The sequence below is a fragment of the Sphingomonas yantingensis genome (genome assembly GCF_014199325.1).
GTDB classification, from domain to species: Bacteria; Pseudomonadota; Alphaproteobacteria; order Sphingomonadales; family Sphingomonadaceae; genus Sphingomonas; species Sphingomonas yantingensis.
Genome location: NZ_JACIJJ010000001.1, coordinates 278,375 through 298,676 on the forward strand (window position 1 = coordinate 278,375; position 20,302 = coordinate 298,676).

The window sequence follows — 20,302 nt, forward strand, 5'->3', positions numbered from 1 at the left end:
ATCGCCGCATGAAGCCGATCGACGTTCCCCCGCTCCCCGATGAAGCGCGCCGGCTCGAGGTGCTCGATGCGCTGGGCCTGATCGGCGCGGCGCCCGAACTCGACCTCGACGCGCTGACCGAGTTTGCCGCTCGGCTGATCGGCACGCCGATGGCGTCGATCTCGCTGATCGATTCGCGCGACCAGCATCTTCTCGCCAGCTTCAACATGGACCGGACGCCGGTGCCGCGTGGCGTCACCTTTTGCGATCAGACGATTCGACAGGACGGGGTGATGGTGGTGCCCGACGCACGGCACGACCGGCGTTTCGCGGACAGCCTGCTCGTGCGCGAGGGGCCGCGCTTCCGTTTCTATGCCGGGGTTCCCATTCATGTCCGCTCTTCGGGCCAGCAGGCGCGGGTCGGCGCGCTGTGCGTGCTCGACAACGAGCCGCGCGACCTGAGCGAGGACCAGCGCACCGCGCTGCTGCGGCTGGGCAAGCTGGCCGAGGCGCTGATCGATGCCCGCGCCGCCGCGCGCGAGGCGCTGGCACTGGCGCAGCGGACGCACGATCAGGCGACCGTGCTGGCACGCAAGGACCGCGTGTTCCGACAGGCCGAGCGGATGGCGATGATCGGCGCGTGGAGCTTCGATCCGGCGAGCGAAACCGTCGAATGGAGCGACGGCGTGCGCCGCATCCACGAGGTGGGCGACGATTTCGAGCCCAACCTCGCCAACGCGCTGGATTTCTATCCCGCTACGGCGCGCGCGATCGTCAGCGCGGCGCTCGCCCACTCGCTGGAAACTGGCGAGCCGTTCGATTTCGAGGTCGACTTCGACACCGCCAAGGGCCGCCGTCTGCGCGTGCGCGGGCTGGGTGAAGTCGAGCGCGAGGATGGGCGCAGCGTCGCCGTGACGGGCGTGTTCCAGGACGTGACCGCGCGGTATCTTCTCGAGCAGGATCTGCGGCGCAGCGCGCATGTCGATGCGCTGACCGGTATCGCCAATCGCGCGGCGTTCGATCAGCGACTGGAGGCCGCGATCGGGCGCGCGCGGGGCGGCGACAGCGCGCTTACCCTGGTTCTCATCGACCTCGACGGATTTAAGGCAGTGAACGACGGCCATGGTCATATGGCGGGCGACGATGTGCTGCGCGCGCACGGCCGGCGGCTGCGCGGCGAGTGGCTGACCGACAGCTTCCCCGCGCGTCTGGGCGGCGACGAGTTCGCGCTGGTGCTCGAGGGCGCCGCCACACGCGATATCGGCGCGCGGATCGCGCGGCTGCTCGACCTGTTCGCGCGGCCGATCCCGCTCGGTGAGCGCAGCGTGCGCGTCGGCGGGACGATCGGCTGGGCCGCGTTCGCGCCGGGCATGACCAACCCACGCGATCTGATCCATGCCGCCGACACCGCGCTTTATGAGGCCAAGCGCGAACGGCGCGGGACGGCGCGAGCCGCGAACGCCTGACCCTTTCTTTACCGGGCCGAGCCGCTATCTCGGCGCCATGCCCGGTGAGCGTGCCCGTGTGATCGTGATGAATTCGGCGCTCGGCCCGCTCGACTACCGCGTCCCCGCGCGGATGCCGGTGGAGCCGGGGTCGGTCGTCGTCGCGCCGCTCGGCCCGCGCCAGTTGCTCGGCGTCGCGTGGGACGCGGATCGCCTGTCGGCGGAGGAGGTGGGTGACAATCGCCTCCGCAATCTGCTCGGCGTCGCCGACGTGCCGCCGCTGCCGGCGCCGCTGCGCCGGCTGATCGAATGGACCGCGGATTATTATCTCAGCCCGCTCGCGTCGGTCGTCCGCATGGCGCTGCCGTCGAGTTCGGCGCTGGAGGGCGCGAAACTCGCGACCGAATATCGCGCGACCGGCCATGTCCCCAACCGGCTGACGCCGCAACGCGCACAGGCGCTGGAGCGGATCGGCGACCGGCAGGGGCTGGTGCGCGAGCTGGCGACGATCGCCGACGTCAGCGACGCGGTGATCCGTGGGCTGGTGAAGGCCGGGGCGATCGAGGCGATCGAGGTCGATATCGACCTGCCCTATCCTGCGCCCGACCCCGACCATGCGCCGCCCGCGCTGTCGGCGGAGCAGGCCGCGGTATCGGCGACGCTGCGCGCGGCGGTGGCGGGGGCGGCGTTCCAGCCCTTCCTGCTCGACGGCGTCACGGGCTCCGGCAAAACCGAGACCTATTTCGAGGCGGTGGCGGAGGCGATCGAGGCGGGTCGCCAAACGCTCGTCCTGCTGCCCGAAATCGCGCTGACCGAACCTTTTCTCAAGCGGTTCCACGCCCGCTTCGGGTGCGAGCCGGTGGCCTGGCATTCAGGCCTTCGCCAGTCGCAGCGCCGCCGCGCGTGGCGCGCGATCGCCAGCGGCGACGCGAAGGTCGTGGTCGGCGCCCGCTCCGCCCTGTTCCTCCCCTATCCCAAGCTCGGCCTGATCGTCGTCGACGAGGCGCACGAGACCAGCTTCAAGCAGGAGGACGGCGTCCATTACCATGCCCGCGACGTCGCGGTGATGCGGGGGATGTTCGAGGGGTGCCCGGTCGTCCTCGCCACCGCGACGCCGGCGATCGAGACGCGGCACCAGGTCGCGCTCGGCCGATATGCCGAACTGAAGCTGCCCGGCCGGTACGGCGCGGCGCAGATGCCGGCGATTCAAGCGATCGACCTGCTTCGCGACCCGCCGCCGCGCGGGCGCTGGATCGCGCCGACGCTGACCCGCGCGATCGACGATACGCTGGGGCGGGGGGAGCAGGCGCTCCTGTTCCTCAACCGCCGCGGTTACGCGCCGCTGACATTATGCCGGACGTGCGGGCATCGGTTCCAGTGCCCCAACTGCACCGCCTGGATGGTCGAGCACCGGCTGATCCGCCGCCTCGCCTGTCACCATTGCGGCCACGTCATGCCGACCCCTCGCGCCTGTCCGGAGTGCAAGGAGGAGGAGAGCCTCGTTGCCTGTGGCCCCGGCGTCGAGCGGATCGCTGACGAGGCGGCGGCGCTCTGGCCCGACGCGCGCATCGCCATCGTCACCAGCGACACGATCTGGTCCCCCGCCAAGGCCGCCGAGTTCGTGGCAAGGATGGAGCATCGCGAGATCGACATCGTGGTGGGCACGCAGCTCATCACCAAGGGCTATCATTTCCCCGACCTGACGCTGGTCGGCGTGATCGACGCGGACCTGGGCCTTTCGGGCGGTGACCTGCGCGCGGCCGAGCGCAGCTTTCAGCAGATCATGCAGGTGGCGGGCCGTGCGGGGCGCGGGGACAAGCCCGGTCACGTCTATATCCAGACGCACGACCCCGCCGCGCCCGTCATGCAGGCGCTGGTCAGCGGCGATGCCGAGAGTTTCTACGCGGCGGAGACCGAGGCGCGGCAGGATGCCGACGCGCCCCCCTTCGGCCGGTTCGCGGCGATCATCGTGTCGAGCGAGGACCGGGACGCCGCGCACGACGCCGCGCGCGCGATCGGCCGCGCCGCGCCGCGGGTGGAGGGGATGGACGTGTTCGGCCCCGCGCCGGCTCCGCTGTCGATGCTGCGCGGTCGCCACCGCTTCCGCCTGCTCGTCCACGCCCGCCGCGTGTTTCCGGTGCAGGAAGCAATCCGCGACTGGCTAAGCGGCGTCGACTGGCCCGCCAAGGTGCGCGTCGCGGTCGATGTGGATCCCTACAGCTTCGTTTGAGCTTGAACCCGGCGGCGCGGTGGCGGATTGAGGCCGCGCCAAACGACGGAGCATCGCCTTGACGCGTTTCTTCCTTTTCCTCGCGATGCTGCTGATCGGTACCGCGCCAGCCCGGGCCGATGATATCTCGGCGGCGGCGCGCGGGGTGGTGCGGATCGTCACCGTGGCGATGGACGGCGAGGAGGTGGTGGGCTTCGGCCATGGCTCGGGCTTCGCCGTCTCGCCCAACCGCGTCGTCACCAATGCGCATGTCGTCGAGCTCGCTGCGCAATATCCCGATAACGTCGTCATCGGCGTAGTGCCGAGCGAGGGCGAGCGGTCGGTGCAGGGCCGGCTGATCGCCGTCGATCCAGCCCGCGATCTCGCCCTCATCGAGTTCGGCGAGGTGCGCCTGCCGCCGCTCGCGCTCTATTCCGGCCCGGTCGAGGATGGGGAGGCGCTGGTGTCGCTCGGCTATCCGGGCAATGTCGACCTGGCCGTCGCGCGGTCGGCCGCCGACTTCATCCGGCCGCTGACCCCGGTCAGGACGCAGGGCAATTACGCCGGGCTCAGGACGCTCAGCGGGACGCAGGTGCTGCTCCACACCGCCGGCATCGCGCGCGGCAATTCGGGCGGGCCGCTGCTCGACCGGTGCGGGCGCGTCATCGGCGTCAATTCGGCGATCACCCGCGCCGACGACGGCGATGCGGGCTTCGGCTTCGCGATCGCCGACGCCGAGTTGCTCGCCTTCCTGCGTGAGGCGGGACAGGGGGTGACGAGCGTCGGTACCCCGTGCACCAGCATCGAGGCGCAACTGGCGAGCGAGCGCGACGCCGACGCGCGCACCGCCGCCGCCGATGCCGCCGCCGCGCGCGACGCGGCGGAGAAGGCCGCCGCTGTCCGCGCGCAGGCGATCGAGGACGCGCGCGACGCGAACGAGCGGACGCGCGAGAACTTCCTCGGGATCGCCGCGCTGCTGCTGGTCGTCGGTGCGTTGGCGGTGGGCGGCGCGGGCCTGCTTTATCAGCGCAACAAGCAGCGAGAGGCGATGTGGGCGGGCGGCGGCGGCGCGGCGCTGATGCTGGCGGCGATCCTCGTTTTCCTGCTGCGCCCCGCCTTCGATCCCGAGCGGGCCGCGGCGCGGGCGCGGAGCGCCGCTCCCGCCGCGTCGCCGACGACCGCGGGCGCCGATCCGCGTGCCGCGATCGGCAATCTCGTCTGCACCATCGACCCGGCGCGCAGCCGCGTCACCGTGTCGGCGACCGACGACGTGGCGCTCGACTGGGGCCGCGACGGCTGCGTCAACGGGCGCACGCAATATGCCGAGGCGGGACGGCGCTGGGCGCGCATCCTCGTCCCCGATGCCGAGCAGACCGTCTCGCTGCTCGAGTTCGATCCGGCGAGCCGGACCTACACCAACACCCGCTTCCTGCTGTCGGCTGCGCAGATGAGCCAGGCACGGGCGTTGCGCAAGGAAGTGCAGCTCAAGCAATGTAGCGCTGATCAGGCCGCGCGTGCGGCGCTGGCCGGCCAGCAATCGGCGATCCGCGCCGCGCTTCCTTCGCTGCCCAACGAAAGGCTCGTCTATCGCTGCAAGCCCGCCGCATAGGGGGCTTTTCGCCAGCATTATCGCAGGTTAGCCTTGTTCCCGCATGGGTTCGGGGAATGGCGGATGCGTTGGTTGGCGGGATTGGTGGCGGCGTGGCTGGCGATCGGGGTCGCCCATGCCGACTGGTATGAGGCAAGCGGCCGCAACGTCCGCGTCCTGACCGAGGGAAAGGCGGAGGCCGCCCGCAAGCTCGCCGATCAGCTCGAACGCTTCGATGCCGCCTTGCGCGTGCTGCGCGGGATCGAGGGGAATGATCCGGGGCCGGCGAACCGGCTGACGGTCTATCTCTTGGACGACACGGGCGATGTCGAGCGGCTGATCGGGCGCAAGCAGGTCGCCGGCTTCTATATCCCGCGTGCCGGCGGGTCGGTGGCGTTCGTGCCGCGATCGCCCGCGACCAACCAACAGATCAAGCCGCAACAGGTGCTGCTGCACGAATATACGCACCATTTCATGTTCCGGAACTTCAGCGCGGCGTTCCCCGCCTGGTTCGTCGAGGGGTTTGCCGAGTTCCACGCGACCGCGACCTTCGGCGATGATGGCAGCGTCGATTTCGGCGCGCCCGCGCAGTATCGCGCCTACAGTCTGTTCAACGGGCCGCCGCTGCCGATCGACAAGCTGTTCGAGCAGACCTCTGCGGGCAATGACGAGGCGCGGATCGCGGCGATGTATGCGCGCGGTTGGCTGCTGACGCATTATCTGACCTTCAACGAGGCGCGGCGGACGCAGCTTGGCGCCTATCTGAAGGCGCTGAACGCGGGGCAGGACAACGAAGCCGCCGGCCGCGTCGCCTTCGGCGACCTCAAGAAGCTCGATCGCGAACTCGGCGCCTATATGCGCGGCCGCTTTACCGGGCTGAGGATCGGTGCCGACAAATTGAAGGTGGCGCCCGTCACCGTGCGAACGCTCGATGCGGGCGAGGCGGCGGTGATGGACGTGCACATCGCCTCGACCCGCGGCGTCAACCGCAAGGCGGCGTTGGCGCTGCTGCCTGCGGTCCGCCGCGCCGCCGCCCCCTATCCCGCGCACGGCTTTGCCCAGGCGGTACTGGCCGAGGCGGAGTATGACGCGGGCAATTTCGCCGAATCGGCGGCGGCGGCAGGGCGCTCGATCGCGGCCGATCCGAAGAACCGCGACGGCTATCTCTATCTCGGCATGGCGCAGGCGGCGCTGCTGCGCGCGCAGGGCAAGCCTAACGAGGCGGCGATCAAGGCGGTGCGGGCGCCGCTATCGCGCGCCAATCGCCTTGATCCCGACGATCCGCGCCCGATGCTGCGCATCTACGACAGCTTCGAGATGTTCGGACAGGCGCCGCCGAAAGCGGTGAAGGACGCGCTCATCTATGCCCATGGCCTGGCGCCGGAGGACCGGCGTGCGCGGATGCTGGCGACGATGGCCTATATCGAGCGCGGCGATTTCAAGGCGGCGCGGATGACGGTGGCACCGCTCGCCTTCGACCCCCATGCGCGGATGCCGCGCGCGGCCGAATTGCTCGCCGCGCTCGATGCCGGCCCGGAACCGGCGCGCGCGGCGCTGACGAGATCGGGCACTCCCGGGGAAAAGGAAGCGGAAGGCGACCGTTAGGGCCGGTCGACGACGCCCTCGCGCAATCGCAAGGCCCGCTTGCGATCGAGGCCATAGGCATAGCCGCCCATCGTCCCGTCGCTGCGCGTCACGCGGTGACAAGGAATGACCACCGCGACGTTGTTCGCCCCGCACGCTGACCCGGCGGCACGAACGGCGCCGGGACGGCCGACCTCGGCGGCGAGCTCGGCATAGCTCATCGTGCCGCCCGCCGGGATGCGGCGGAGCGCCTGCCATATCGCTTCCTGGAAGGCCGTCCCCGCCACGTCGAGCGGCAGGTCGGGGTCGCGGCCGGGCGTCTCCACCTCCGCCACCACGCGCGCGGCCAGATCGGCGAGCGCGTCGCCGCCGGGCTCGATCGCGGCCCGGGGGAAGCGGGCGGCGAGCGCGGTTTCGTCCTCGTCGAACGACACGCGGCACAGGCCCTTGTCGGTCGCGGCGACCAGCATCGGGCCGAGCGAGGTGGGGGCGATCGTCCAGCGGATCACCGCCCCCTCGCCGCCGCGCGCCCAGACGCTGGGCGCCATGCCGAGCCGGCCGGCATTCTCCTCATAGAAGCGCGAGGGGCCGGAATAACCCGCCTTGTAGATCGCCTCGGTCACCTGTCCCTCCTCGCTCAATGCCGCCGCCGCTCGGCCCGCGCGCAGACCCCGGATATAGGCGGCGGGCGTCACGCCCAGCGCGCGCTTGAACAGCCGGTGGAAATGATGCGGCGCATAGCCCGCCGCTGCCGCCAGTTCGTCCAGCGATGGCGGTGCCTCCGCCGCCTCGATCAGCGCCAGCGCCTTGGCCACCCCCTCACGATCCCGCGCCGCCTCGTCGGGGCGACAGCGCAGGCACGCGCGATAGCCCTCGTCGCGCGCCGCATCGCCGTCGGCGAGGAAGCGGACATGCTCGCGCTTCGGACGGCGGGCGGGGCAGGAGGGGCGGCAATAGATGCGCGTCGTCGTCACCGCGACGACGAAGCGATCGTCGGCGCCGCGGTCACGTTGCTCGAAGGCATCCCAGGCCGCCTGTTCGTCGATTTCCATGATGCCGGCATAGCTTGCCGCGCGCGCGCCCGCATCCCGCCGCTTGCGGTCAAACCGTCCCCGCGCCTAGGCTCCCGAAAAATGGGGGAGTTCTAGATGCGTCACCTGTTCCTTGCCGCCGCTGCCGCGCTGTCGATCGCCGCGCCGGTCGCCGCCGCCGAGCCCGATTACGCCGCCGCCGTCCGCGCCGATTACAAGGCGGAGCTGGCGGCGATGTTCGACTGGTTCCACCGCAATCCCGAACTCTCGTTCAAGGAAACGAAGACCGCCGCGCGCATGGCCGCCGAACTGCGCAAGGTGCCGGGGATGCAGGTGACCGAGAATGTCGGCGGCACCGGCGTCGTCGGTGTGCTGAAGAACGGCGACGGCCCCGTCATTCTCGTCCGCGCCGACATGGACGGCCTGCCGGTCGAGGAGAAGTCGGGGCTCGCCAACGCCTCGAAGGTGCGGCAGGTCGGGGTGGACGGGGTCGAGGCGCCGGTGATGCACGCCTGCGGCCACGACACGCACATCACCTCGATGGTCGGTACCGCCCGCCGCATGGCCGCGCTCAAGGACCGGTGGAAGGGCACCGTCGTCTTCATCGTCCAGCCCGCCGAAGAACGCGTCGGCGGCGCCGCGGCGATGGTCAAGGACGGTCTCTACAAGCGGTTTCCCAAGCCGCAGGCGGCGCTCGCTTTCCACGTGTCATCGGAACTGGCCGCCGGGAAAGTGTCGGCGGCGGAGGGGATCCAGTATTCCTCTTCCGATTCGGTCGATATCACCGTCCCCGGGATCGGTGCGCACGGCGCAAGCCCGCACATGGGCAAGGACCCGGTCTACATGGCCTCGCAGCTCGTCATCGCGCTGCAGGGCCTCATCAGCCGCGAGCAGCAGCCGCTGAAGCCCGGCGTCATCACCGTGGGCTCGTTCCATTCGGGCCTCAAGCACAACATCATCTCCGACGAGGCCAAGCTCCAGGTGACGGTGCGCGCCAATGACGAGGAGGAGCGCGCACGCCTGATCGCCGGCATTCGGCGGGTGGCGAAGGGTGTGGGCGAACTGAACGGCATGCCCGCCGACAAGATGCCCGTGGTGACGGTGGTCGAGGGAACGCCGACGACGATCAACGACGCCGCGCTCGCCCGGCGGCTGAACGGGGTGATGGTCGAGACGCTGGGCGCCGCCAAAGTGGTCCCGTTCGAGCAGAAGGGCATGGGGGCGGAGGACTTCGCCTATCTGATCCAGCCGGATACCAGCGTGAAGGGCTATTATTTCGCGGTCGGCGGCACGCCGCAGGCGGTGATCGACGCCGCGGCCAGGGGCGGCCCGCCGGTCCCCTCGCACCACTCGCCGCTGTTCAAGATCGCGCCCGAGCCCGCGATCGTCACCGGCACGATCGCGATGACCGCCGCACTCCTCGACCTGATGAAGCCGGGTTCGGGCGGGAGCGCGGGCTCGTGAAGCGGCTGGTGCTGATCGCCCTCGCGCTTTCGGGTTGCGGGGGGCAGAGCACGAACGAAAGCGCAGGCAAGACCGGCGAGATCGACGTGACCAACGCCAGCGTGGCGGAGGTTCAGGCGCAGACCAAGGCGGCGGGCGCGGCGATGCGCTTCGACCCCGGCCAGTGGCGCACGACGATCGAGGTGCTGGAGGCCGACATCCCCGGCCTGCCGCCCCAGATGGCCGGCGAGATGAAGCGCCGGATGCTCCAGAAATCGACCGTCTCGAGCTGTATGACGCCGGAGCAGGCGGCGAACCCCAACGAGGACCTGTTCGCCGGCAAGTCGGGCAATTGCCGCTTCGACCGCTTCACGATGAAGGACGGCAAGGTTGACGCGGCGATGACCTGCGCGGGCGACGGCAGCGGTGCAGGCGCGGCGAAGATCGCGATGACGGGGACGTTCGACAAGCGGCGCTTCGAGCTGGAGAACCGGATCGAGGCAGCGGGGCCGGGCGCGGCACAGGCGATGAAGATGCGCTCGCGGGTGACGGGTGAGCGGACGGGGGATTGTGCGTGAGGAGCCGATCCTCAGCTTCCTGACCTTTGCTTCGGGCGGGAACGCTTTCCTTGGGCTTCCCGTTGCCGTGGGGATAAACGAACGTCCGCTTGGACCGCAGCAAAGCGGTTGACCGCCGATCCGCCGACAGCGGAAACGGGCACCGTGCCGGCCTCACACGACCCGGCTCTTTACGACCCGGGTTCGTCTTTTGGTTGCGCAAACCGCGATCGGACAGCCCGGTTCACACGATCATGCCTGATCTGCTTTTTCGACGGCAGACGCACCGCCTTACCGACGCGGTGAAAGGCGCGCGATCATGTCGCCGCAACAATCCAGAAAATCGACACTGGAATTTCTTGGTAAAGAGTTGGTTAACCAGGCGAAGAACCCGAACCCGGGCATGGGTTCGCTTCGTACCTGCGGCTTGATCGTTTTTGAGGATTTGAAAATGGCCTATTATGAGGATGTGTTTGTCGGCGGCGATGGCACCTCGACGCAGGGCGTCGGCACCGTCAGTGGCGCGGGCGGCGATACGAAATATGATTCAAAGCGGGGCGACGATGTCATCATCGGTTCGACCGGAAACGATTTGCTTATCGGCGGTCAAGGGTCGGATTATCTTTTCGGCGGCGCCGGTGCGGATGTCTTCGAGTTTTCCAAGTTCGCGACCGTTGGTGATCACGACTATATCACCGATTTCAACCTAGCGCTCGGCGACACCCTGAAGATCTGGAACGGGGCGACGATCATCGACGCGACTGCAGCCTTCCTTCCCGAGCAGAGCATGAACGGGCGCAGCCTGTTTAACGATGCGCGGGTGTATGACCTCACCTTGACCCTGCAGGTCAATGATGGGGCGAAGTCGTTCACTTACGAAGTCACGCTGATGGACGTCATAAAGAACCAGACCTTCAGCGCCGATCAGTATGAATCGTATCTCTCGTCGCTCGGTTACAACGGCGGTATCGAGTTTATCTGACTCTAGGGTGAGGTGGCTTGGCTAGTCTCAGGCCACCTCACGCTGACCCGATTGGGTTGACTGCTTCGCGGCAATTCGCGCAGCCCTGCTGGTGTTGAGTGGATGTCCGATGTGAGGTAATTCGCTGAGCCTCGACAAGCGCCCCGGTTTCGGCTGATCTGTCAGTCATGCACCGCCCGCTTCTCGCGCTCGCCCTGGCGCTTGCCGCCGTCGCACCCGCTGCTTTCGCGCGTCAGGCGCAGCCGGTTGCCGCGCGTTCGCCCGCCTATAGCTACACCAAGACGATGATCCCGATGCGCGACGGGGTACGGCTGGAGACCGTTGTTATCCGGCCGCTCGACCGGAAAGGCCCGCTGCCGATCCTGCTCGAACGCAGCCCCTATGGCATCCCGGACGAGGCGCCGGCGGAGACGCCGCCCGACCAGAGTTTTCTCGCCCGCGACGGCTACATCATGGTCTATCAGAACATGCGCGGGCGGTTCGGCTCGGAGGGCAAGTTCACCATGTCGATGGCGATCGCCCCCAAGGGATCGAAGGCGGTCGACGACGCCACCGACGCCTATGACACGATCGACTGGCTCGTGAAGAACGTGCCCGCCAACAACGGGAAGGTGGGCATGTGGGGCGTGTCCTATCCCGGCTATGCCGCGGCGGTGGCGCTGACGAAGCCGCATCCGGCGCTCAAGGCCGTCAGTCCGCAGGCGGGGTGGAACGACTGGTGGATGAACGACGACTTGCATCGCTTCGGCGCGGCGCGGCTCACCTATGCGACCGACTGGCTGTACCTGCTCCAGCATTCGAAGACGAACGACGACTTTCCCGGCTACGACCAGTTCGACACCTATGACTGGTTCCTGAAACAGGGGACGCTCGGCAATATCGAGAAGGCGTGGTTCAAGGGCGTGTCGCCGATCATGACCGCGATGGTCGAGCGGCCCGATTACGACGCCGGGTGGCAGGCGCAGCGATGGACCGACGCGCTCGGCCGCGCAGGCGTGGCGACGCTGTCGGTCGCGGGCTTCTGGGACCAGGAGGATCCGTACGGCCCCTGGCGCATCTATCAGAAGCTGGAGCGCGACGACCCGAATAAGCTCAACACGATCGTCGCGGGCCCCTGGAACCACGGCAGCTGGCGCGGGCCCAGCGACAAGGTCGGGCCGGTCCCGATCGGTACCGACAGCGGCACCGCGTTCCGCCGCGACGTGGAGGCGCCGTTCTTTGCCTATTGGCTGCATGGCAAGGGCACGCGTCCGACCTATGAGGCGCGGATGTTCCAGTCGGGAAGCTGGCAGTGGCGCGACTATCCGCAATGGCCGCCCGCCGCCGCCAAGCCGACCAGCCTTTATCTGCGCGCCGACGGCACGGTCAGCTTCGATGCGCCCACGGCGGGGGAGGCGTGCCGCGATTATGTGTCCGACCCCGCCGCACCGGTCCCCTATCGCCGCCGCCCGATCTCCTCGACCTGGGGATCGCGAGACTGGCCGTGGTGGGAGGCGGACGACCAGCGCTTCCTCGGCGGGCGGCCCGACGTGCTGAGCTATGTCAGCGCGCCACTGGACGCAGACTTCACCGTCACGGGGTCGCTCAAGGCGATGCTGATGGCTTCCACCAGCGGAACCGACAGCGATTTCGTGGTCAAGCTGATCGACGTGCTGCCCGACGACACCGAAAAGCTGCCGCGGCCGATGAAGCCCGGCGATTATGCGAAGTCGCTCAACGGCTATCAGCTGCCGATCGCGATGGAGGTGCGGCGCGGTCGCTGGCTGGACGGATACGAAAAGGCCAAGCCGCTGGTACCCGATCAGGTGCGAAGCTGGGACGTGGACCTGCGCGAACACGACCATGTATTCAGGAAGGGCCACCGCATCATGGTGCAGGTCCAGTCGAGCTGGTTCCCGGTCATCGACCGCAATCCGCAGACTTTCGTCCCCAACATCGCCAAGGCCGCCCCCGGCGACTTCAAGCGCGCGACGCAGCGCGTGTGCGCGGGCTCGCGGATCGTGCTGCCCGTCATGCGCTAAGCCGGGTTGCGCCGACGCGGCCCCGTCATGCTATTACACCGACAAATAAACGATCGGGAGGATGGCAATGACGGGACCGGAACTGAGCCGGCGCGGCGTGATGGCACTGGGCGCGGCGAGTGCGGCGGCCGCCCCGCTTCGCGGGCAGACCCCGCCCGCGCCGGTCCTCGCGCCGCGCCCGCCGATGGGCTGGAACAGCTGGAACAGCTTCGCCACGACGATCACCGAGGCAGAGGCGCGTGAGACCGCGGCGATCATGGCGAAGCGGCTGCTGCCCTTCGGCTACGACATCTTCACCGTCGACATCCAGTGGTACGAGCCCGAGGCGTCGAGCTATGCCTATAACAAGACGCCGGTGCCGACGATGGACGGGCATGGCCGGCTGCTGCCCGCACCCAACCGCTTTCCGTCGAGCGCGGGCGGCAGGGGCTTCGCGCCGCTCGCGGCCGAGGTGCATCGGCTGGGGATGAAGTTCGGCATCCACCTGATGCGCGGCATCCCGCGGCTGGCAGTGGAGCGCAACCTGCCCATCCTCGGCACGAACGTCCGGGCGAAGGATATCGCCGACACGACCAGCATCTGCCCGTGGAATCCCGACATGGTCGGCGTCGACATGAAGCGACGGGGGGCGCAGGCCTATTATGATAGCGTGTTCGCGCTCTACGCCGGCTGGGGCGTCGATTTCGTCAAGATGGACGACATGAGCCGCCCCTATGACGCGCATGCGGCAGAGATCGAGGCGGCGCATCTCGCGATCCGGCGCACCGGCCGGCCGATGATGCTGAGCCTGTCGCCGGGCGAGACGCCCGTCGCGCGGGCCGACCACGTGCGTCGTTTCGCGCAGATGTGGCGCATCTCCGACGATTTCTGGGACGAGTGGCCGCTGCTCGAGGCGCAGTTCACCCGGCTGGAGAACTGGAACGACGCGCGCCGGCCGGGCGGCTGGCCCGATGCCGACATGCTGCCGCTCGGTCGCCTCGCGCTCGGCCAGCGCGATACCAAGTTCACGCCTGCCGAGCAGCGGACGGTGATGACCTTGTGGTCGATCGCCCGCTCGCCGCTCATCATGGGCGGCGACCTTCGCCACCTCGATGCGCCCACGCTGGCGCTGCTCACCAATCGCGAAGCGCTGGCGGTCAATCAGGCCTCGACCGACAACCGGCCGCACTTCGTCGAGGACGGGACGCGCATCTGGTCCGCCCGGCCCGAAACCGGCGCGGGGCGCTACGTCGCGCTGTTCAACACCACCGACAAGCCGAAGGACGTGGGGATCGTGCTCGACCAACTCGGCCTGCCGCCGCGCGTGTCGGTGCGCGACCTGTGGGCGGGCAGGGATGCGGGCCGTGCAGAGCGCCGGATCGCGCGCACGGTCGCGCCGCATGGGGCCGAGCTGCTGCGGCTGGGCTGAGGCTTCCTCGTCACCCCGGACTTGTTCCGGGGTCCACCGTGCGGCGATCGTTTCCGCTCGAGGCGCTATCGGCAGCGTTCGCGGCTGGGTGGACCCCGGAACAGGTCCGGGGTTACGAAGAGGTTCCTGCGAGCAAGCGCTGGCGAAATAATCGAGGGGTGATTTGCCCGGCGCGGGAAATCCCCGATCAGATCGCACCCTCGGGGTCTGCATCTGATCGGGACTTGGTGCGGTCGAGAAGACTCGAACTTCCACGGGCTTTCGCCCACAACGACCTCAACGTTGCGCGTCTACCAGTTCCGCCACGACCGCACGTGTCATACCGCCAAGAGGACCCGGCGGCCGGTAGGCGGGTGCCCCTAGCAGCGTCCCCGGACCCTTGCAACACGCTTTCTTCTCGATTTGCCCGTTGGAGCGACGCAGCCTAGAGCCGGCGGCGATGCAGCCCGCCCGATCCCCCCTGTCCGATGAGGCACGCCGCATCCTCGCGCTCGCATGGCCGGTGATGCTGACCAGCCTCAACTGGACGATCCTGCACCTCACTGACGTGATCGTCGTCGGGTTGACGGGCACGCACGAGGTCGCGGCGCTGGGGGCGAGCCGGGCGCTCACCTATATCGGCATCGTCGTCGTGCTCGGCTGGCTGTCGGGCGTCATCGTCATGGTGTCGCGCGCCGACGGGGCGGGGGACCTGCGCGAGACCGGCCGCGTGCTGCACGAGGGGCTGGTGCTCGGCCTGATGCTCGGCATCGCGAGCGGAGGCATCCTGTTCGCCTTTGCCGAACCCTTGCTGCGCTTCGTCGGCGTCGCGCCCGATCTTGCGCCCGCGGCGGCGGCGGTGGTGCGGGTGATGGCCTGTGCCTATCCGTTCCAGCTCCTCTCGATCGCGGCGAGCTTCTTCCTCGAGGGCGTCAGCCGGCCGCGGCGGGTGATGGTGGTGCAGCTGTCGGTGCTACCGCTCAACGGCGTCCTCGCGTGGGTGCTCGCAACGGGGCAGTTCGGGTTGCCGGCGTTCGGCGCGGTAGGGGCGGCGTCGGCGACGGCGATCGCCTCGGCCTTCGGCGCGGCGGCGATGCTCTATGCCGCCTGGACGCTGCCGCGCGCCGCCGAGCGCGGGGTGCGGACGCTCACCGATTTCCGATGGTCGGGCGTCACCGCGCTCCTGTCGTTCGGGGCGGTGCCGGCGCTCGCGTCGGGCCTGGAGCTTGCCGGCTTCTCGATCCTGATCGCGCTGTCGACGCAATTGGGGGAGGCGACGGCGCACGCGTTCCAGATCGTGTTTTCGGTGCACAACGTCACCTTCGGCTTTGCGCTCGGGCTCGGCTCGGCGGCGGGGGTGCGGGTCGGCAATGCGGTGGGAGAGGGGCGCCCGGACGAGGCATGGCGGCGGGCCGCGATCGCCGCGGGGCTCGCCGCGCTCGGCACCGGATTGATGGCGCTCGTCATCCTGATCGGCATCGGTCCGATCGTCTCGGTCTTCCCCTCCGCCCCCGCCGTCCATGCCATCGCCGCGGCAATGCTGCTGCGCTGGGCGCCGTTCATCCTGTTCGACGGGCTTCAGGTCGTCTTCGTCTATGCGCTGCGCTCGCTCGGCGATCAGGTCGCCGCGGGGCTCAACGGGATCGCGGCGTTCTTCGTCGTGACCGGCGGGCTCGGCTGGTGGCTGATCCATGTGGGGGCAGGGCCGGCCGGACTGGTCTGGGCATCGGGCGCGGGGATGGTCGCGGCGGCGCTGTTTAATGGCGCGCGGCTCTGGTGGGTCAGCGGGCGCGCGAACGGGCGGCTGCGCCAGCCGGCCTGACCCTCGGAGCCCCTAACCCCTTGTGGCGATAAGCCCCGCCACTTACCTGCCGGGCAACAACGAAAAGGGGCGGCCGACGTGCAACCGATCCTGACGCTCTCGGGCGTCACCAAGACCTATGCCAGCGGGCATCAGGCGCTGAAGTCGGTCGACCTGTCGATCAACAAGGGCGAGATCTTCGCGCTGCTCGGCCCCAACGGCGCGGGCAAGACGACGATGATCGGCATCGTCTGCGGCCTGGTCGTGCCGTCGTCGGGCACCATAACCTTCGACGGGCACGACGTCGCGCGCGATTTCCGCGAGGCGCGGCGGCGGATCGGGCTGGTGCCGCAGGAACTGTCGACCGACATGTTCGAGAAGGTGATCTCGACCGTGCGCTTCTCGCGCGGGCTGTTCGGGCGCCGCCGCGATGATGCGCTGGTCGAACAGGTGCTCAAGGACCTGTCGCTCTGGGACAAGCGCGACGCCAAGATCATGGAGCTGTCGGGCGGCATGAAGCGCCGCGTGCTGATCGCCAAGGCGCTGGCGCACGAACCCGACCTGCTCTTCCTCGACGAGCCCACCGCGGGCGTCGACGTGGAACTGCGCCGCGACATGTGGAAGCTCGTCCACCGCCTGCGCGAGGCGGGCACGACGATCATCCTGACGACGCACTATATCGAAGAGGCCGAGGAGATGGCCGACCGCGTCGGCGTCATCAATCGCGGCGAATTGCTGCTGGTCGAGGAAAAGACCGCGCTGATGAAGAAGCTCGGCAAGCGCGAGATGGACATTTCGCTGGTCGAGCCGATGAGCGTGGTGCCGCCCGAGCTCGCCGAATGGGACCTGACCCTCGCCGACGAGGGGCATAAATTGCGCTACGTCTTCGACGCACAGGCCGAGCGGACGGGCATCCCCTCGCTGCTGCGCAAGGTTTCGGAGCTCGGCATCCAGTTCAAGGACCTCGACACCTCGAAATCGAGCCTCGAGGACATCTTCGTCGACCTCGTCCACCGGCCGGAGCAGGCAGCATGAATCTTCCCGGCGTCTGGGCGATCTATCGGTTCGAGATGACGCGCTTCGGGCGCACTTTCTGGGGGAGCATCGTTACCCCCGTCATCACCACCGCGCTCTATTTCATCGTCTTCGGTGGCGCGATCGGCAGCCGCATCCAGGAGGTGGACGGCGTGCCGTACGGCGCGTTCATCGTCCCCGGCCTCGTCATGCTGAGCCTGCTGACGCAGAGCCTGATGAACGCATCTTTCGGCATCTACATGCCGCGCTTTGCCGGCACGATCTACGAGGTTCTGTCGGCGCCCGTCGCGGCGACCGAGCTGATCCTCGGCTATGTCGGGGCGGCGGCGACCAAGTCGATGCTGATCGGCGCGATCATCCTCGGCACTTCGGCCTTTTTCGTTGACCTCAAGATCGAGCATCCGGTGATGATGGTCGCGTTCCTGATCCTCACCTCGGTCGCGTTCAGCCTGTTCGGGTTCATCGTCGGGCTGTGGGCAAAGGGGTTCGAGCAGTTGAGCCTCGTCCCCTCGCTGATCGTCACGCCGCTCACCTTCCTTGGCGGCGCCTTCTATTCGATCGACATGCTGCCCGCGCCGTGGCGGACGGTCAGCCTGTTCAACCCGGTCGTCTATCTGGTTAGCGGTTTTCGCTGGAGCTTCTTCGGGCGCGGCGACGTGGATGTGGCGGTCAGCCTGGGCGCGACGCTGGGCTTCCTCGTGATCTGCACTGGCATCGTCGCCTGGATGTTGAAGACCGGGTATCGGCTGAAGGCCTAAGCGGCCCGGTCGGTTGTCGGCATCGTCACCCGCGAGGAGCGACCCTGAACGCGGGCGACGATGCCGATTCCGTCTGCGACTACCGGGAGTGCGTGGCGCCGCAGACGTATCTCCCCCGAGCCATTTCGTAATAGCGGTATGGCGCGGCGTTCCGCCATCACTCCTTAGGGTGCGCTAAAGTCGCCGTTTTTCGGGTCAGCCGGCAGCGCGCAGCGCCAAGTCGTCGCTGGCGAGCATCTCGGTCACCGCGGTTTCCACAATCGGGCGGCTGAAATAATAGCCCTGGATGTGGCTGCATCCCTGCTGTCGCAGGATGTCGAGCTGGCCGGCACTCTCCACCCCTTCGGCGGTGGTTTCCATGCCCAGTGCCTCGGCCAGCGTCGTGATCGACTTGATGATCGCGGTCGCTCCCTTCGAGTTCAACAGATCGATGATGAAGCTGCGGTCGATCTTGATCTTGTCGAACGGGAAGCTGCGCAGATAGCTGAGCGAGGAATAGCCGGTGCCGAAATCGTCGAGCGCGACGCGCACGCCGAGCGCCCGCAGACTGTGCAGCGAGGCGAGCGTCGCTTCCGGGTTCTCGATGAACAGGCTTTCGGTGATCTCGAGCTCGAGGCGGTTCGGGGCGAGGCCCGTCTCGGCGAGCGCCTGAAGGATCACGCTTTTCAGCCCGACATGGCCGAACTGCACGGGCGAGACGTTGACGGCGATCCGCACATGCTGGGGCCAGGTGCGCGCAACGCGGCACGCCTCGCGGATCACCCACTCGCCGATCGGAATGATGAGTCCGGTATCCTCGGCCAGCGGGATGAAGTCGACCGGCGAGACGAGGCCGCGGACCGGATGGTGCCAGCGCAGCAGCGCCTCGAACGCGGAAATGCGGCCCGCCGACAGGTCGAACAGTGGCTGGAACATCAGCGACAGCTGGCCCAGCCGGATCGCGTCGTGAAGGTCGAGCTCCATCTGCCGCCGCTTCTGCGCCTCGGCATCCATGCGCGGCTCGAAGAAGCGGAAACCGCCGCGCCCCTCCTGCTTGGCGCGATAGAGGGCGAGGTCGGCGTTCTTCGACAGTTCGACCGGGTCGGGCCCGTCGGCGCCCAGGATGGCGATGCCGACGCTGGTACCAGGGACGATGCGGTGGCCGTTGACGGTACAGGGCCGGGCGACAAGCTGGACGAGTTCGGCGGCGCTGCGGTTGAACGAGCGGTGCGCGTCGTCGACGAGCATCGCGAACTCGTCGCCGCCGAGCCGCGCGACCAGGCCGTCGCCCGCGAACCCGCGCAGCCGTTCGGCGATGACGCAGAGCAGCGCGTCGCCGGTCGGGTGGCCGAGCGTGTCGTTGACCGCCTTGAAATTGTCGAGGTCGAGGCAGAACAGCGCCTGTCGCCGCTCCGATCCTTGCGCCAACGCGCGGGCCAGATGATCGTCGAGCAGCGTTCGATTGGCGAGGCCCGTCAGCGCATCGTGCAGCGCCATGTGCGTGATCTGCCGCTCGCGCTCGCCGATGTCGTCGACCATGCGATTGAACGTGGCGGCAAGGTTGCCGAGCTCGTCGCGGGTCTCGACAGGCACCTGCGCGTAATTGCCCTCCGCCACCTTGCGCGCGGCGGCATCGAGCGCGCGGATCGGCAGCGTCAGCCGCCGGGCGAGCAGCCAGCTTCCCGCCGCAGCAAGACCCACCCCGACGATGCCGCAGGCCAGAAGCAGCCAAAGCATGGGCATGTAATCGGCCAGCGCACGCGTCATGCTGTAGGTCAGGAGCAGCGTCTGCGGATCGTCGGCCCGGAAAGACGCGATGCGCACCGCACGGTTCAGCGTCCGCTGACCGTCGACGATCGCCTCGTCACCGGGGCGGACGGTGCGGCCATCGACGATGCGGGGGGCAAGGTCGATCGCCGACAGCTTCGACAGCGCGGCCATCTCGCCATGGTCGAGCCGGTTGGCGAGCACCAGCCAGCCGATCGTCACCGGGGCATCGACGCGCGCGGCGGCGGCGTTGAAGCGCGCATCGCCCAGCCGCAACACGCCGGCATCGGCGCCGCGGTCGAGCGCGGCGCGCAGCGCCTCCGCATCCGTCGCCGACAGTGCGCCGGCAAAGCCCGTCACGCTGCCGTCGGTGCCGACGAAGAACGCCTGGTCGAGCTTCAGCCGGCCCTTGAGCGAATCGAGCGCAGAGGCCAGCGTCGGCGCGTCGCTGGTGGCGGCGGCGCTGCGAAAGCCGAAATCGGCGGCAAGGACGCGGCCCGCATCGCGAAGCTGGGCATAGCGCATCGTCGCCACGCGGTCGAAGACCTGCGCGCCGGCGTCCATTTCGCTTGCCACCATCCGCTCGGCATAGGCGGTGATGCCGATCTTCGCGCCGAGCAGGATCAGCGCGGCGGCCAGCGCGAACAGGCCGGCATAGAACAGCGTCAGCTTGGTCGTGAGCGACCCGCGGACCACCGCCTGCCCGCGGCGCAAGAGAGTGATCGCGCGGCGCATC

Annotated in this window: 14 protein-coding genes and 1 tRNA gene; 12 read left to right on the forward strand and 3 right to left on the reverse strand. The window is 68.6% G+C overall.

The annotated features are described in order from the left end of the window. Window positions 1-8 precede the first annotated feature (8 nt). The 4 genes from FHR19_RS01400 (at window position 9) to FHR19_RS01415 (ending at window position 6,826) form a co-directional block, all read left to right on the forward strand. Window positions 9-1,445, forward strand: coding sequence for a sensor domain-containing diguanylate cyclase (locus FHR19_RS01400; RefSeq protein WP_184023511.1), 1,437 nt, complete (start codon window positions 9-11; stop codon window positions 1,443-1,445). Between the two features lie 37 nt (window positions 1,446-1,482). After that, window positions 1,483-3,654, forward strand: coding sequence for a primosomal protein N' (locus tag FHR19_RS01405; protein ID WP_184023513.1), 2,172 nt, complete (start codon window positions 1,483-1,485; stop codon window positions 3,652-3,654). Between the two features lie 58 nt (window positions 3,655-3,712). After that, entirely contained in the window at window positions 3,713-5,242 is a 1,530-nt protein-coding gene (locus tag FHR19_RS01410) for a S1C family serine protease (RefSeq protein WP_343053118.1), read from the forward strand. Window positions 5,243-5,305: 63 nt separating this feature from the next. Further along, window positions 5,306-6,826 carry a hypothetical protein gene (locus tag FHR19_RS01415; RefSeq protein WP_184023515.1) on the forward strand — a complete coding sequence of 507 codons (1,521 nt, stop codon included), beginning with the start codon at window positions 5,306-5,308 and terminating at the stop codon, window positions 6,824-6,826. Here the strand turns inward: FHR19_RS01415 and FHR19_RS01420 are convergent. Further along, entirely contained in the window at window positions 6,823-7,857 is a 1,035-nt protein-coding gene (locus FHR19_RS01420) for a bifunctional transcriptional activator/DNA repair enzyme AdaA (RefSeq protein WP_184023517.1), read from the reverse strand. The two genes, FHR19_RS01415 and FHR19_RS01420, sit on opposite strands and share 4 nt — an antisense overlap. 96 nt (window positions 7,858-7,953) lie before the next feature. Here FHR19_RS01420 and FHR19_RS01425 point away from each other — a divergent pair, with 96 nt between their 5' ends. From FHR19_RS01425 to FHR19_RS01445, 5 genes are all read left to right on the forward strand, one after another. Further along, window positions 7,954-9,300 (forward strand): M20 metallopeptidase family protein, encoded by a 1,347-nt coding sequence (locus FHR19_RS01425; protein ID WP_184023519.1) that lies wholly within the window; start codon window positions 7,954-7,956, stop codon window positions 9,298-9,300. Beyond that, window positions 9,297-9,857, forward strand: a complete 561-nt coding sequence (locus FHR19_RS01430) for a DUF3617 family protein (protein WP_184023521.1) — start codon at window positions 9,297-9,299, stop codon at window positions 9,855-9,857. Before FHR19_RS01425 ends, FHR19_RS01430 begins: the two co-directional genes overlap by 4 nt. A 298-nt stretch (window positions 9,858-10,155) precedes the next feature. Then, complete coding sequence (locus FHR19_RS01435) at window positions 10,156-10,818, forward strand: calcium-binding protein (RefSeq protein ID WP_184023523.1); 663 nt, start codon at window positions 10,156-10,158, stop codon at window positions 10,816-10,818. Window positions 10,819-10,985: 167 nt separating this feature from the next. Further along, window positions 10,986-12,839, forward strand: a complete 1,854-nt coding sequence (locus FHR19_RS01440; protein WP_184023525.1) for a CocE/NonD family hydrolase — start codon at window positions 10,986-10,988, stop codon at window positions 12,837-12,839. Between the two features lie 61 nt (window positions 12,840-12,900). Continuing rightward, a complete protein-coding gene (locus FHR19_RS01445) occupies window positions 12,901-14,247 on the forward strand; it encodes a glycoside hydrolase family 27 protein (RefSeq protein WP_425505918.1) in 1,347 nt (448 codons plus the stop codon). Window positions 14,248-14,472: 225 nt separating this feature from the next. Here FHR19_RS01445 and FHR19_RS01450 read toward each other — a convergent pair. After that, a tRNA-Leu gene (locus FHR19_RS01450) sits at window positions 14,473-14,559 on the reverse strand. Window positions 14,560-14,686: 127 nt separating this feature from the next. Here FHR19_RS01450 and FHR19_RS01455 point away from each other — a divergent pair. The 3 genes from FHR19_RS01455 (at window position 14,687) to FHR19_RS01465 (ending at window position 17,820) form a co-directional block, all read left to right on the forward strand. Next, on the forward strand, window positions 14,687-16,048 hold the full coding sequence (locus tag FHR19_RS01455) for an MATE family efflux transporter (protein ID WP_246359246.1): 1,362 nt from the start codon (window positions 14,687-14,689) through the stop codon (window positions 16,046-16,048). 78 nt (window positions 16,049-16,126) lie between these two features. Then, window positions 16,127-17,062: an ATP-binding cassette domain-containing protein gene (locus FHR19_RS01460; protein WP_184023529.1), complete on the forward strand. Its 936-nt coding sequence runs from the start codon at window positions 16,127-16,129 to the stop codon at window positions 17,060-17,062. Then, window positions 17,059-17,820 (forward strand): ABC transporter permease, encoded by a 762-nt coding sequence (locus tag FHR19_RS01465; protein ID WP_184023531.1) that lies wholly within the window; start codon window positions 17,059-17,061, stop codon window positions 17,818-17,820. The genes FHR19_RS01460 and FHR19_RS01465 overlap by 4 nt, the downstream gene beginning before the upstream one ends. 195 nt (window positions 17,821-18,015) lie before the next feature. Here the strand turns inward: FHR19_RS01465 and FHR19_RS01470 are convergent, their stop codons facing one another. Next, window positions 18,016-20,301 carry a putative bifunctional diguanylate cyclase/phosphodiesterase gene (locus FHR19_RS01470; protein ID WP_184023533.1) on the reverse strand — a complete coding sequence of 762 codons (2,286 nt, stop codon included), beginning with the start codon at window positions 20,299-20,301 and terminating at the stop codon, window positions 18,016-18,018. Between the last annotated feature and the right edge of the window lies 1 nt (window position 20,302).

Coding starts and splice junctions, on each gene's coding strand:
- FHR19_RS01400 (WP_184023511.1), top strand. CDS start 9: ATGAAGCCGATCGACGTTCCCCCGCTCCCCGATGAAGCGCGCCGGCTC.
- FHR19_RS01405 (WP_184023513.1), top strand. CDS start 1,483: ATGCCCGGTGAGCGTGCCCGTGTGATCGTGATGAATTCGGCGCTCGGC.
- FHR19_RS01415 (WP_184023515.1), top strand. CDS start 5,306: ATGCGTTGGTTGGCGGGATTGGTGGCGGCGTGGCTGGCGATCGGGGTC.
- FHR19_RS01420 (WP_184023517.1), bottom strand. CDS start 7,857: ATGGAAATCGACGAACAGGCGGCCTGGGATGCCTTCGAGCAACGTGAC.
- FHR19_RS01425 (WP_184023519.1), top strand. CDS start 7,954: ATGCGTCACCTGTTCCTTGCCGCCGCTGCCGCGCTGTCGATCGCCGCG.
- FHR19_RS01435 (WP_184023523.1), top strand. CDS start 10,156: ATGTCGCCGCAACAATCCAGAAAATCGACACTGGAATTTCTTGGTAAA.
- FHR19_RS01440 (WP_184023525.1), top strand. CDS start 10,986: ATGCACCGCCCGCTTCTCGCGCTCGCCCTGGCGCTTGCCGCCGTCGCA.
- FHR19_RS01445 (WP_425505918.1), top strand. CDS start 12,901: ATGGCAATGACGGGACCGGAACTGAGCCGGCGCGGCGTGATGGCACTG.
- FHR19_RS01455 (WP_246359246.1), top strand. CDS start 14,687: ATGCAGCCCGCCCGATCCCCCCTGTCCGATGAGGCACGCCGCATCCTC.
- FHR19_RS01465 (WP_184023531.1), top strand. CDS start 17,059: ATGAATCTTCCCGGCGTCTGGGCGATCTATCGGTTCGAGATGACGCGC.
- FHR19_RS01470 (WP_184023533.1), bottom strand. CDS start 20,301: ATGCGCCGCGCGATCACTCTCTTGCGCCGCGGGCAGGCGGTGGTCCGC.